The 13176-nt window shown below is 69.4% G+C and carries 10 protein-coding genes; 5 read left to right on the top strand and 5 right to left on the bottom strand.

Features of this window, described 5'->3' with window-relative positions; translation table 11 throughout:
- Positions 1-108 precede the first annotated feature (108 nt).
- From JWP54_RS04135 to JWP54_RS04125, 3 genes are all read right to left on the bottom strand, one after another.
- Positions 109-1530 carry an FAD-linked oxidase C-terminal domain-containing protein gene (locus JWP54_RS04135; protein ID WP_297367671.1) on the bottom strand — a complete coding sequence of 474 codons (1422 nt, stop codon included), beginning with the start codon at positions 1528-1530 and terminating at the stop codon, positions 109-111.
- A gap of 318 nt (positions 1531-1848) precedes the next feature.
- Positions 1849-2901, bottom strand: coding sequence for a type II secretion system F family protein (locus tag JWP54_RS04130; protein WP_297367669.1), 1053 nt, complete (start codon positions 2899-2901; stop codon positions 1849-1851).
- Entirely contained in the window at positions 2898-3935 is a 1038-nt protein-coding gene (locus JWP54_RS04125; RefSeq protein ID WP_297367667.1) for a TadA family conjugal transfer-associated ATPase, read from the bottom strand. Before JWP54_RS04125 ends, JWP54_RS04130 begins: the two co-directional genes overlap by 4 nt.
- Positions 3936-4695: 760 nt before the next feature.
- On the opposite strand from JWP54_RS04125, the gene acs reads away from it, so the two are divergent.
- Entirely contained in the window at positions 4696-6657 is a 1962-nt protein-coding gene (acs, locus tag JWP54_RS04120) for an acetate--CoA ligase (protein ID WP_297367665.1), read from the top strand.
- A 200-nt stretch (positions 6658-6857) separates the two neighbouring features.
- Positions 6858-8165, top strand: coding sequence for an acyltransferase (locus JWP54_RS04115; protein ID WP_297367663.1), 1308 nt, complete (start codon positions 6858-6860; stop codon positions 8163-8165).
- A gap of 130 nt (positions 8166-8295) precedes the next feature.
- On the opposite strand, the gene JWP54_RS04110 is transcribed toward JWP54_RS04115, so the two are convergent.
- A complete protein-coding gene (locus JWP54_RS04110) occupies positions 8296-8760 on the bottom strand; it encodes a RidA family protein (protein WP_297367921.1) in 465 nt (154 codons plus the stop codon).
- Between the two features lie 8 nt (positions 8761-8768).
- Positions 8769-8936 (bottom strand): hypothetical protein, encoded by a 168-nt coding sequence (locus JWP54_RS04105; RefSeq protein WP_297367661.1) that lies wholly within the window; start codon positions 8934-8936, stop codon positions 8769-8771.
- 110 nt (positions 8937-9046) lie between these two features.
- On the opposite strand from JWP54_RS04105, the gene JWP54_RS04100 reads away from it, so the two are divergent.
- The 3 genes from JWP54_RS04100 to JWP54_RS04090 form a co-directional block, all read left to right on the top strand.
- Entirely contained in the window at positions 9047-11626 is a 2580-nt protein-coding gene (locus JWP54_RS04100; protein ID WP_297367658.1) for a transglycosylase domain-containing protein, read from the top strand.
- Entirely contained in the window at positions 11623-12600 is a 978-nt protein-coding gene (locus tag JWP54_RS04095; protein ID WP_297367655.1) for a metallophosphoesterase, read from the top strand. The genes JWP54_RS04100 and JWP54_RS04095 overlap by 4 nt, the downstream gene beginning before the upstream one ends.
- 73 nt (positions 12601-12673) lie before the next feature.
- Positions 12674-13176: transglycosylase domain-containing protein (locus JWP54_RS04090; RefSeq protein WP_297367653.1), on the top strand; the 503-nt coding region annotated here is incomplete at its 3' end.

Here is a 13176-nt window from a genome sequence, read left to right as displayed (position 1 = left end):
GGCGTCCTTCGATTGAGAATGTGGGTGCTGGGGGCGGTGATGGTGCGGTGGGGCTGTGCGGTGCTTTGGGATGATGCGGTGTGCCGGTGGGGTACTTCCGGCTGCGGGTCAGAAGGCCTTGCCCGGGTTGAGCGTGTGCGTCGGGTCGAGCGCGGCCTTGAGGGCCCGGTGGATGTCGAGATTGCGTTCGGTGAGTTCGAGGGCGGCCCAGTCGCGTTTGAGGGTGCCGATGCCGTGTTCGCCGCTCACGGTTCCGCCCAGGGCCAGGGCGATGCGCACGAGTTCGGTCGCGGCCTCGTGCAACTCCGGTGGCGCGACCGACTGGTCGGCGCCGGCGTCCGCCGCGATGGTCAGCAGCGGGTGCAGGTTGCCGTCGCCGGCGTGCGCGACCGCGGAGATGTGCACGCCGAAGCGCGCCTCGAGCGCGGCGAAGGCCGCATACACCCGGGGAAGGTTGGATTTGGGCACGGCGATGTCCTCGCCGATGAAGCAGTGCCCGGCGGGGAAACCGCGGCCGTGCCGGCGGAGCTCCCACAGCTGCTCGGCGTCGATGTCGGGTTCGACGGTGACCCGGGCTCCGGCGCGGGTGAGCGCGGCGGTGAGGTCGGCCGCCTGCTCGTGGATGCCGTAGCCGTCGATCTCGATGAGGATCAGCGCGGCGCCGCGGTCGCGCAGGCCGGTGCCGGAGTGCGCGTCGATGTTGGTGAGGGTGGCCGTGTCGAAGAACTCGATGACGGATGGCCGCACCGGCGACAGCGTGATGGCGCCGAGGCCCTCGGCGCCGGCGACGGTGCTGTCGAAGAACGCCGTGAGGGTCTGGCGGGCCACCGGGATCGGCCGCAGCCGCAGGGTGGCCTTGACGACGATGCCCAGCACGCCCTCCGAGCCGACGAACAGGCTCGTGAGGTCGAACCCGGTCACGCCCTTGATCGAGCGGTGCCCCACGCTGACGAGGCTGCCGTCCGCGAGCACCACGTCGAGGGCGAGCACGGATTCCCGGGTCACGCCATACTTCGCGCAGCGCAGCCCGCCGGCGTTGGTGGCGATATTGCCCCCGATCGAGGAGATTTCGAAGCTGGCCGGGTCGGGGGCGTAGAACAGCCCGGTCCGTGCCAGGTGCTCGTTGAGGGCGGCGTTGATCACGCCGGGTTCGACGACGGCGACCTCGTCGAGCGGCGAGACCTCGAGGATGCGGTTCAGCCGTTCGGTGGTGATCACGAGCTGCTGGTCGGTGGCGCTGGCGCCGCCGGCCAGGCCGGACCCGGCGCCGCGGGGCACCACGGTGACCCCGTGGGCGGCGGCGGCGCGCACGATGGCCTGCACCTCTTCGGCGTTCGTCGGGAAGGCCACCAGGGGGCCGATCACGTCGGGATTGGGCTCGGCGTTCCGCGGCGTCGTCGCCGCGTCGTGCCGGTAGGCCACGGTGGCGGCCGATGCCGCCCACAGCTCGATCTGCGGGTACTCCTCCGACAGTGTGCGCTCCAGAATGTCTACCGCGCGGAGTGCGCCCTCTGCCTCGATCTGCGTCATCTCGGATCTCTTTCGTCATGAACTCGCTGGAAAGGCCAGCGTGGTTCAGGCGAAAAAGTGGCGCCGCCATTGTTTCCGACTGCGTACGAGTGAGTCGCGAAAAGTCAGGCCCCTTGTCAGCCCCCGGCAGGGCACAGCACACTGTGAGGTTTGGTTTTGGCGGGATGGTCGGCGGCGGCTCGGACATCCGCTGGCTTCGCCGCACCCCCTCTGGCTTCGCCGCACCCCCTCTGGCTGGATGCGCCCGCTATAGGGGGCGCATTCAGCCACCAGAGGTGCGGCGACCGCGCGACGGGGCAGGACGGCGGCGCGGGCGCGTCAGTCGAAGGAAGTGAGGGTGGCGGAGAGCACGCTGAGCAGCAGCGGCGCGACGCCCACGAGCATGAAGGCGGGGAGCACGCAGACGCCGAGGGGTAGCATCAGGGTCACGGCGAGGGTTTCGGCGCGTTGGCGGCCGGCGGTGCGGGCGTCCCGGCGCAGCTGCTCGGCCTCGCTGCGCAGCAGTTCGGCGGCGGGCACGCCGGCCCGGGCCGAGAGGGCGAGCACCCGGTCGATGACGGCATCCGTGGTGGTGTCGGCGGCGCCGGGCGGGCGCAGGCCGAAGCGTTCGGCGCTGTGCCTGGCGGTGCGACGGGCGCCGTCGAGGGAGCCGCCGCCGGTCATGCCGATGGCGGTGAGGTCGAGTTCGAGCCCCGGGGCGGGGCCGCCGGCCTGGGCGTGCCGCACCAGCCGGCGGTTCCAGCGGGCGGCGGCGAACATCAGCGCGGAGCCCGCGGTCAGGCAGACCAGGCCAGGACCGGTGAGCAGCAGTGTGCGCAGGGTGTCGAAGCCCATCAGAGAGCCGAACAGCAGCGCCACCACAGGAAGCACCAGCACCAGCCGGGCGGTGGCGCGCGGGCCGGTGAGCGCCACGGTGAGGTCACGGTGCAGCTGGCCGAGCTCCCGGAACGCGGCGGCCAGATCGCGCAGACAGCCGGACAGGGGCGCTCCGGCGCGGGTGGCCACATCCCAGGCGGCGGCGAGGGCGCGCCAGGCGTCCGCGAGCTGGTCGGGGAGGCCGCTCGTCGCATCGGCGATGGCGTCGGCGACGTTGTCGCCCGCACGGGCGGCGTGGGCGGCGGCGCCGAGGATGCTGCGCTGCTCCCGCTCGGTCTCGGCCTGCGCCCGGGCGCGGCGGGCCCACGGCTTGCTCGGCTGCGCGCCCAGGGGCATCGGTCCGCCAGGCGCGAGCGGCGCCGGCTCGAGCGGCCGGGTGGGCAGCAGGTAGTCCCACGCCGACACCGGCGACACCCCGGCGGCGAGCAGCACCGCGAGGCGTTCGGCGACCCGGGCGACCTCCTCGATCGGCGGGATCTCGGCGGGCCGGCTCATGCGGGCACCGTGCTCAGCCGATCGGCAGGGTCGAGCACGAACCGGCCCACCTGCGCGAGCCGGCGGGTACCGCCGTGGCGTTCGAGGTGCAGCACCAGGTTGATGGCGCTCACCGTCTGGCGGGCGACGGCCGCGGCGCTCATTCCGGCGAGCGCGCCGAGCGCCTCGAGCCGGGCGGGCACGTCGGCCAGGGAGTTGGCGTGCAGGGTGCCGGCGCCGCCGTCGTGGCCGGTGTTCAGGGCCGCGAGCAGTTCGCGGATCTCCACGCCGCGGCACTCGCCGAGGACCAGCCGGTCGGGGCGCATCCGCAGGGCCTCGCGCAGCAGGCTGTCCAGGCCGATCCGGCCGGCGCCCTCCAGGTTCGCCTGCCGGGACTCCAGGCCCACCACGTGCGGGTGGTCGATGTGCAGCTCGGCGACGTCCTCGATCACGACGATGCGCTCCGCCGGCGGGGCCTCGGCGAGCAGCGCGGCCAGCAGGGTGGTCTTGCCGCTGCCCGCGGCCCCGGTCACGAGCAGGTTCTCCCGGCCGTGCACGGCGGCGCGCAGCCGGGTGACCTGGTCGTCGGCCGCAGCGCCCTCCCCGAACAGGCCGCCGGCGTGCAGGTTCTCGAGGCTGAGGCGGTGCACCCGCGGTAGCCGGATGGAGAGCAGCGTGCCCGTGCTCGACACCGGCGGCAGCACGGCGTGCACCCGGATGCCATCGGCCAGCCGCACGTCCACGCACGGGCTGGCCTCGTCGATGTGCCGGCCGCCCAGCGCGATCAGTCGCACGGCCAGGTCGCGGATGCCGGTCTCGTCGTCGTGCCAGTCGGTTGCGCGCACCAACCCGGCGCCGGCATCCAGCCACAGGCCGGCTTCACCGTTCACGAAGAGGTCGGTGACGGCGGCGTCGCGCGCGAACCGGGCGAGCGGGCCGAGGGCGGAGAGGTCGGTGCGCGCCGGGGCCGGGTCGGGCGGCGGCGGCTCGGGGTGCTCCCCCGGGTCGGCGGGATGCGGCAGATAGGAGGGGACGGCGACGAAGGGCTCGGGCATGCGGGCACGCTAGCTCGGGGGCGGGTGGCGGTGGTGGCGGCATCCGGATGGGTGCGATGGGGCCCGAGGGCGGCGCGTGTGGAGGAGGGGCGGGCGGAACGCAATCGGCGGGGGCGGATCGCGACCATGCGTCGGTCGAGCCCGACCGGCGAGGGGCGCGACACACAGGCAGGTCACGGGGTCTCGACGAGCTCGACCAGTGGGAGGGGCACATCCGCGGGCGGAGACAACTGTTGCCCGGACGGACTTCTGCGTCCGGTGTGCGGGGCGCAATTGTCCGGCCGGGCAACAGTTCTGCCTGGAGGGGGCTAATACAGCGGTGATGCGGTACAGCGGATCAAGCGGGTGCACGGCTCGAGGCGGGGGGTGCCCGAGCCGTGCGAGGAAAACACGAGCGCCGTTGAGAGACGCGAATCGTGCCGTTAAAAGAGGGGGGGCGGCACCTATTGGGGGGAACAGGTGCCGCCGCGGCAGCGCGTTGATTGGGGGGAACCAAACGCACCACAGGTCAAAACTTTCGTTCAGACATTGATAAGCATACTTGGGAAAATCTAATGCGCAAGTCCCCTGGGTCCCCCTAAATGAGGACATGGAAAGAATCGGCTATTGGACGATGTTTTCCGATCATGTTCGGTGCAGAATAACGACTCTACTTCCGCCATGGAACATCCTCGAACCGGCTTGTTTCGCCGTGTATGGTTCAGGAATGAGGCTGCCGCGGCCCCTCGACACTGCCTGCAATCGCAAAGGAGCGACATCTATGAGCGTGCAAATCGACCACCTCCTCCATGAATCCCGCCGGTTCCCGCCCTCGCCGGAGTTCGCCGCCGCGTCCGTGGCCACCGAGTCGCTCTATGAGCAGGCCGCAGAGGATCGCCTGGGTTTCTGGGCGAACCAGGCCCGCGAGCTGCTGCACTGGCACAAACCGTTCACCCGCACCCTGGATTGGACCAACCCACCGTTCGCGAAATGGTTCGACGACGGCGAACTCAACGTGGCGTACAACTGCCTCGACCGGCACGTCCTCGCCGGCGACGGCGACCGCATCGCCCTGCACTGGGAGGGCGAACCGGGTGACTCCCGCTCGATCAGTTACGCGCAGCTCACCAGCGAGGTCAAGCGGGCCGCGAACGTGCTGATCGGCCTGGGCGTGCAGGCCGGCGACCGGGTGGCCATCTACCTGCCGATGATCCCCGAGGCCGTGGTGGCGATGCTGGCCGTGGCCCGCATCGGCGCGGTGCACTCGGTCATCTTCGGCGGCTTCAGCGCCGAGAGCCTGCGCTCCCGCATCGACGACGCCGAAGCCGTTGTGGTGATCACCGCGGATGGCGGCTACCGCAAGGGCCGCGTCACCCCGCTCAAGCCCGCCGTCGACGCGGCCCTGGCCAGCGGCGACTCCTCGGTGCGCACCGTGCTCGTCGTGGAACGCACCGGCGGCGACGTGGAGTGGAACGAGCGCGACAAGTGGTGGCACGAGGAACTCGCCGCGGTCTCCGACGAGCACGAGGCCCAGGCGTTCCCGGCCGAGAACCCGCTGTTCATCCTCTACACCTCCGGCACCACCGGCAAGCCCAAGGGCATCCTGCACACCAGCGGCGGCTACCTCACCCAGGCGGCGTTCACCCACAAGCAGGTCTTCGACCTCAAGCCGGAGAAGGACGTCTACTGGTGCACGGCGGATGTCGGCTGGATCACCGGGCACACCTACGTGGTCTACGGGCCGCTCGCCAACGGCGCCACCCAGGTGCTCTACGAAGGCACCCCCGACACCCCGCACCCCGGCCGGTGGTGGGAGATCATCGAAAAGTACAAGGTGAGCATCCTGTACACCGCGCCCACCGCCATCCGCACGTTCATGAAGATCGGCCGGCAGGAACCGCAGAAGTTCGACCTGACCAGCCTGCGGCTGCTCGGTTCGGTGGGTGAGCCGATCAACCCTGAAGCGTGGATGTGGTACCGCGAGGTGATCGGCAACCACGTCACCCCGGTCGTGGACACCTGGTGGCAGACCGAGACCGGCGCGATCATGGTGTCCGCGCTGCCCGGGCTCACGGTGGTCAAGCCGGGCGCGGCGCAGGTCGCCATCCCCGGCATTTCCATTGACGTGCTCGGCGAGGACGGCCACCACGTGGGGCACGGCAACGGTGGCCTGCTCGTGGTGACCGAACCCTGGCCGTCGATGCTGCGCGGCATCTGGGGTGACCCAGACCGGTTCATCGAGACGTACTGGGAGAAATGGCCCGACGCCCCGAACGGCCCGCTCTACTTCGCCGGCGACGGTGCCCGCCTCGACCGGGAGGGCGACATCTGGCTGCTCGGCCGGGTGGACGACGTGATGAACGTGTCGGGCCACCGGTTGTCGACCGCGGAGATCGAGTCGTCGCTGGTGGCACACCCCGCGGTGGCCGAGGCCGCGGTGGTGGGCGCCCACGACGAGACGACCGGGCAGGCGGTGGTGGCGTTCGTGATCATCAAGTTCAGCCAGACGGATGCCGTGAGCCACGCCGACATCAGCGCGGTGCTGCGGGCGCATGTGACGTTGCAGATCGGGGCGATCGCCCGGCCCCGGGAGATCTTCATCGTGAGCGAGCTGCCCAAGACCCGCTCGGGGAAGATCATGCGGCGCTTGCTGCGCGATGTGGCCGAGGGCCGCGAGATCGGTGACACCACCACCCTCGCCGACACCTCGATCATGCAGATTATCACGGACGGCATGCGCTAGCCGAGGCCGGCGCAGGTCGTCCCCCGCGCTCGTCGACCGCGAACAAGGAGATAGTGCGGAAAAAAGGACCCTTGCGGCGATTGCGTCCTAATTTACTCACTAAATCCTTGTCCGCGGATGCGACTCGACCGGCGGGCGCGGGCGCGAACCGCCGACAGGCGTTGAGGAAACGTTCACGAAGGGCATTTACGGTAGGCCGAATGTCACGCGAGGAGCCCCGCACCAGACTCGTCGCCCTCGACGCCTTGCGCGGGGTGGCGGCCGCTATCGTGCTCGTGCACCACGTGTCGATGACCGCGCCCTCGGTCTCGGCCGCATACTCGTCGAGCGAGAACGTGGCGATCTTCTCCACCGGCTGGTGGGTCACCCTGTCGCCGTTGAAGATCCTCTTCGCCGGCCCGGAGTTCGTGCTGGTGTTCTTCGTGCTCAGCGGGTTCGTGCTCGTGCTCACGCCGTTGCGTCGCTGGCCGTGGACGCCCCGCCCTGCCCCGGAGCAGGCTGCGAGCGCCCCCGCTCCGGCTGCCGGCTCCGCTGAGCCGACGTCCGGCGTCCCGGCCGTGTCCGCCAGCACCCCGGCGCTGGCCGTCGAGGGTGCGCCCACCGCGGCCACCACCACCGCCCCGCAGGGGTACGACTGGCTGGCCTACTACCCGCGCCGCATCATCCGGCTGGCCATCCCGGTGGTCGTCTCGGTGGCGCTGGCCGCCGCGTGGATCCTGCTCGTGCCGCGCACCGGCGAGGGCGGCGCCTGGATGGCGAAGCAGGGCAGCCCCGACCTGGGCATCGGCAACCTGCTGCGCGAAGCCAGCATCCTGGGCTACACCGGCCGGCCCGACGTCAACCCGCCGCTCTGGTCGCTGGCCTGGGAGATGTGGTTCTCCCTGCTGCTGCCGGTGGGCGTGATCCTTGCCGTCGCCTCCCGCCGGTGGACGCTCGCCTGGGTGGCGCTGCTGCTCGCCGCATCGACCGCCGGCTACCTGCTCGGCAGCGAACCGCTGATGTACCTGCCCGCGTTCGGCCTGGGCGCGCTGCTCGCCGCCAACCACGAGACGCTGCAGGCCCGCTCGCAGCGGTTGGCCGCCAGCCGCGGCGGCACCCTGGTGTGGGCGGGCATCGCGGTGCTCGGGCCGGTGCTGCTCGTGTCGTACTGGCTGTTCCGGCCGGTGCTCACCGCACCGTGGAACGAGCTGACCCTGGCGCTACGGGTGCCGGGCGCGGCGCTCATCGTGGCGACCGTGGCGCTGTGGCCGCCCGTGCAGCGGATGCTCAGCGGCCGGCTGTTGGCCTGGCTCGGCGCCATCAGCTTCAGCCTGTATCTCGTGCACTTCCCGGTGGTGGTCAGCTTCGGGCAGCTGTTCGGGCCGGAGTACTGGTGGGCGGGCGCGCTGGTGTCGCTGCCGCTCAGCCTGCTGCTGGCCCAGCTGATGTACCGCTGGGTGGAGCTGCCGGCCCAGAAGCTGGCGAACCGGGCCGGCAAGGCGTTCGCGGCCAGTCATCCGCACCCCTAGGCGGAGCGGACGGGGCGCGACACGCAGGCACGTCACGGGGTCTCGGACAAGCTCGACCAGCGGACAAGCTCGACCAGCGGGGTGGCGCGACCGCGGACCGGCCGCGCCACGCGCTTTTCTGAGAGATTTACTAGGCGAAGGTGACGATCAGCTCGACCTCGACCGGGGAGTCCAGCGGCAGCACCGACACACCCACGGCGGAGCGGGCGTGCACGCCGATGGTGCCGAAGATCTCACCGAGCACGTCGGATGCGCCGTTGACCACACCGGGCTGGCCGGTGAACGACGGGTCGGAGGCGACGAAACCGGTGACCTTGACCACCTGGGTGATCCGGTCCAGCGACCCGATCACGCTCTGGACGGCGGCGAGCGCGTTCAGCGCGCACTGCCGGGCGTAGCCCTGGGCATCCGCGGCGGGCACCAGGCCGGCGCCGTCACCGACCTTGCCCGTGGCGGGCAGTGAGCCGGCCACCATGGGCAGCTGCCCGGAGGTGAACACCATCGAACCGCTCACCACCGCGGGAACGTACGACGCGACCGGCGGAACCACCGACGGCAGCTCGATGCCGAGCTCGGCCAGCCGAGCTTCGATCATCGACACGATCAGGCGCCCTGCGCGCCGGCGACCGGACGCTTCAGGTACGCGACAAGGCCGCCCTCCGGTCCGGTGACCACCTGCACGAGCTCCCAGCCTTCGGATCCCCAGTTGTTCAGGATCGCTGCGGTGTTGTGGATCATCAGCGGTGTGGTGAGGTATTCCCAGGCAGTCATGCGGCTCCGATTCAGGCTGTTATTCAGAATTGTCCCTTACGCTCAATTGTATGTCTGCCAAAAAACGTACGGTTAGTGGAGCGCTCGGCGGCCTCCTCGGTTTCATTGGAATGAGCGCCGTCGCGGGTGTGCTGGTCACCGTCGGTGTCACCCCCGCACTAGCCATCACCGGCATGACTGCCACGAACACCATCAACGCGTTCGAGAGCCTGCCCGACTACCTCAAGGTCGACCAGCTGTCGCAGGTGAGCACCATCTGGGCCGTGCAGAACGACGGCAACCCGTACCCGCTGGCCAACTTCTACGACCAGAACCGCATCGAGGTTCCGCTGGAGAGCATGAGCCAGTTCGTGCAGGATGCCGCGGTGGCCGGTGAAGACCCGCGCTTCCTCCAGCACGGCGGCGTCGACATCCAGGGCACCGTGCGCGGCGCCCTCTCCACCATCACCGGCGGCGGCACCCAGGGTGGCTCGTCGATCACCCAGCAGTACGTGAAGAACGTTCTCGTGCAGAAGTGCGAGGTGCTCACCGACGAGGAAGAACTCGACGCCTGCTACCTCGACGCCACCGAGACCTCCCCCGACCGCAAGCTGCGCGAGATGCGGTACGCGATCGGGGTGGAGAAGACCTACAGCAAGGACGAGATCCTGCAGGGCTACCTCAACATCACCCTGTTCGGCGGCAGCACCTACGGCATCGAGAGCGCCGCGAACTACTACTTCAACACCACCGCGGCCAACCTCACCCTGGCGCAGTCGGCCAGCCTGATCGCGATCGTGAACAACCCGGAGAAGTTCCGCCTCGACAAGCCGAACAGCGAAACCAACGGCGCCGCCAACGCCTACCAGGCCAACAAGGAGCGCCGCGACTACATCCTGGGCGAGATGCTCAAGTACAAGAAGGTCACCCAGGAGCAGTACGACGAGGCCGTGGCCACCGTCATCGAGCCGACCATCACCGAGCCGAGCACCGGATGCCAGACCGCCGGCGGCAGCGCCTACTTCTGTGACTACGTCACCCACATCCTCAAGAGCGACCCGACCTTCGGCGAAGACGAAGAGACCCGGATGCTCAACTTCCGTCGCGGCGGCTACGACATCTACACCACCCTCGACCTCGAACTGCAGTTCGCCGCCGAGCAGACGATCTCCGACAACGTGCCGGAGACCTACGTGGACGAAGACACCGGGGAGACCTGGGACGTCGGCGGGGTCGCCACGACCGTGCAGGTCGGCACCGGCCGGGTGCTCGTGATGGCGCAGAACAAGATCTACAGCCAGGACCCGGATGTGCTCGCGCTGGGCCCGGAGTACACCAGCATCAACTACAACACCAACAAGACCGAGGGCGGTTCGTCAGGGTTCCAGCCCGGCTCCACCTACAAGGTCTTCACCCTGGCCGAATGGTTGAAGGAGGGCCACTCCCTCAACGAGCGGGTCGACTCGGCCCGGAAGGCCAACTGGGGCACCTTCAAGGACACCTGCGTGGACAGCGGATCGGTCAGCTACGGCACGGGCTTCAACCCCAAGAATGACGCCAACGAGAGCGGCACCAACTACAGCGCCCTGCAGTCCACCATCAACTCCATCAACACCGGCTTCATCGGCATGGCCAAGAAACTCGACCTGTGTGAGATCAAGAAGACCGCCGAGTCCTTCGGGGTGACCCGGGCCGATGGCGGTGAGCTGTCAGAGGGCGCCAGCTCGGTGCTCGGCACCCAGGAGATCGCGCCGCTGTCGATGGCCGTGGCCTTCGCCGGCATCGCCAACGACGGTCTGACCTGCTCCGCCATCGCGATCGACCGCATCGTTGGGGCGGACGGCACCGAGATCGACCCGCCCAAGTCCAACTGCACCCAGTCGGTCGAGCCGTCGGTCGCCGCCGGCATGGCCTATGCCATGGGCAAGGTGCTCACCGAGGGATCCGCCGTGCAGTCGAACGGCAACACCTTCCCCAAGGTGCCGATGATCGGTAAGACCGGAACCACCGACTTCGCCAAGGACACCTGGATGAGCGGCGCGAGCAGCAACATCGCCACCGTCGTGGGCGTCGTGAGCGTCACCGGCGAGCGCAACCAGCGCCAGACCTACTTCGACAGCGGCCAGGCCGCCACGGCCCGGCACCGCATGTGGCCGGACATCATGAGCGTCGCCAACGCCAAGTACGGCGGGGACGACTTCGAGGAGGCGACCAACAACGTCATCCAGGGCGCGCAGGTGTCCGTGCCGGACGTCCGCGGGGACGACATCGACGAGGCCACCGACGCGCTGGAAGGCGCCGGCTTCGAGGTACTCGACGGCGGCATGGTCGATTCCGAACTGCCGGAGGGCACCGCCGCCGGCACCGACCCGGGCAACGGCACCACCGCCACTGTCGGCGCCACCGTCACCCTGTACACCAGCCGCGGCAACCAGGTGTTGCTGCCGGATGTGGTGGGCGACTCGATCGAGGACGCCCAGGCGGCCCTCACGGACTTCACCGTGGTGACCACCGACCAGGTCATCACCGACGAGGGCGCCGACGGCGAAGTCATCTCGATGAGCCCGGTCTCCGGCGTCCCGACCACAACGGGCGGCACCGTCACCCTGGTCGTGGGCAGGGTCGACGCAGCCGGCGCCGACACGAACAACGGCAACGGCAACGGCAACGGGAACAACAACGGCAACAACGGAGCGGGGAACGACGAATGAGCGCAGCACGAGTGGGCCGCGCCCTCCTGGCCTCGGCCGCCACGGTGACCGCGGCCGGGCTGGGCGCCTTCGCCTGGGGGTCGCTCGTGGAGCGCCGCCGGTTCACCCTGCGTGAGGTAACCGTGCCAGTGCTCGCCCCCGGCTCCGAACCGATCCGGGTGCTGCACCTTTCCGACCTGCACATGGCGCCGTGGCAGCGCGACAAGCAGGACTGGGTGCGCGACCTCGCCCGGCTGCAGCCGCACCTGGTGGTCAACACCGGCGACAACCTCGGCCACGAAGACGGCATCGCGGGCGTGGAGTACGCCCTCGAACCGTTCACGGGCATCCCGGGCATCTTCGTGAACGGGTCGAACGACTTCTTCGGCCCGCAGCCGAAGAACCCGCTTCGCTACTTCACCGGCCCGTCGAGCCTGCGGGTGCGTCATGTGGAGCTCGACACCGACGACCTGCACCGGGTGTTCGCCGAGCTGGGCTGGACCGACCTGAACAACGCCGCGGAGTCGATGGACATCAACGGCACCCACCTGGAGATCTTCGGGGTGGACGACCCGCACATCCGCCGCGATCGGCTCGACCTCATCACCGGCGCGATCGATGAGATGCGCGGCAACGACCCGCTCGCCGAGGAAACCTGGCCCGATCCCAGCCAGCCGGCCGCGGCCCGCTCCACGCTCACCGTCGGTGTGGTGCACGCGCCGTACCAGCGGGTGCTGAACTCGTTCGTCAACCACGGCGCCCAGCTGATCCTGGCCGGGCACACCCACGGCGGCCAGGTCTGCATCCCCAAGTTCGGCGCATTGGTGACGAATTGTGATATTCCCCGCCGCCAGGTGAAGGGGCTCAGCCTGTGGAACGTGGGCCTGCGCACCGCGTACCTCAACGTTTCCGCGGGTTTGGGCACCTCGATCTTCGCGCCGGTGCGCTTCGCCTGCCCGCCCGAAGCGACCCTGCTGACCCTCACCGCGGCCTAGCCGGATGCCCGTCCCCGGCATTGGAGGGCGGGCCAAGTGGGCCGAAAGGCAATCTTCGAATAGGCTCACGTCCATGGGGGACTACAGAAGATCATTCGCCGGCGTCGTCGGAGGCCTCATCGGAATCGTCGCGATGAGCTCCGTGGCCGGCCTGTTGATCACCGTGGCGATCACGCCCGCCCTCGCGATATCCGGGGTTGCCACGCGCAGCACCATCAACACCTTCGAAAACCTGCCGAACTACCTCGCCATCGAAGAGCTCTCCCAGGTGAGCACCATCTACGCCGTGCAGAACGACGGCACCCCGTATGCGCTGGCCTCCTTCTACGACCAGAACCGCATCGAAGTACCGCTCCAGGCCACCAGCCAGTTCGTGCGCGACGCCGTCGTCGCCGGTGAGGACCCGCGCTTCTACGAACACGGCGGCATTGACCTGCAGGGCACCATCCGTGGGGCGCTGTCGACTCTCAACGAGAGCGGCGACGTCTCCGGCGGTTCCTCCGTCACCCAGCAGTACGTGAAGAACGTGCTCGTGCAAAAGTGCGAGGTGATGAGCGTCAAGGAAGAACTGGACGC

The organism is Cryobacterium sp., assembly GCF_025463825.1.
GTDB lineage: Bacteria > Actinomycetota > Actinomycetes > Actinomycetales > Microbacteriaceae > Cryobacterium.
The sequence above is the reverse complement of the archived record's forward strand: the minus strand, read 5'-3'. Positions and strand labels throughout refer to the sequence as shown.

Coding starts and splice junctions, on each gene's coding strand:
- JWP54_RS04135 (WP_297367671.1), bottom strand. CDS start 1,530: ATGACGCAGATCGAGGCAGAGGGCGCACTCCGCGCGGTAGACATTCTG.
- JWP54_RS04130 (WP_297367669.1), bottom strand. CDS start 2,901: ATGAGCCGGCCCGCCGAGATCCCGCCGATCGAGGAGGTCGCCCGGGTC.
- JWP54_RS04125 (WP_297367667.1), bottom strand. CDS start 3,935: ATGCCCGAGCCCTTCGTCGCCGTCCCCTCCTATCTGCCGCATCCCGCC.
- acs (WP_297367665.1), top strand. CDS start 4,696: ATGAGCGTGCAAATCGACCACCTCCTCCATGAATCCCGCCGGTTCCCG.
- JWP54_RS04115 (WP_297367663.1), top strand. CDS start 6,858: ATGTCACGCGAGGAGCCCCGCACCAGACTCGTCGCCCTCGACGCCTTG.
- JWP54_RS04110 (WP_297367921.1), bottom strand. CDS start 8,760: ATGATCGAAGCTCGGCTGGCCGAGCTCGGCATCGAGCTGCCGTCGGTG.
- JWP54_RS04105 (WP_297367661.1), bottom strand. CDS start 8,936: ATGACTGCCTGGGAATACCTCACCACACCGCTGATGATCCACAACACC.
- JWP54_RS04100 (WP_297367658.1), top strand. CDS start 9,047: ATGAGCGCCGTCGCGGGTGTGCTGGTCACCGTCGGTGTCACCCCCGCA.
- JWP54_RS04095 (WP_297367655.1), top strand. CDS start 11,623: ATGAGCGCAGCACGAGTGGGCCGCGCCCTCCTGGCCTCGGCCGCCACG.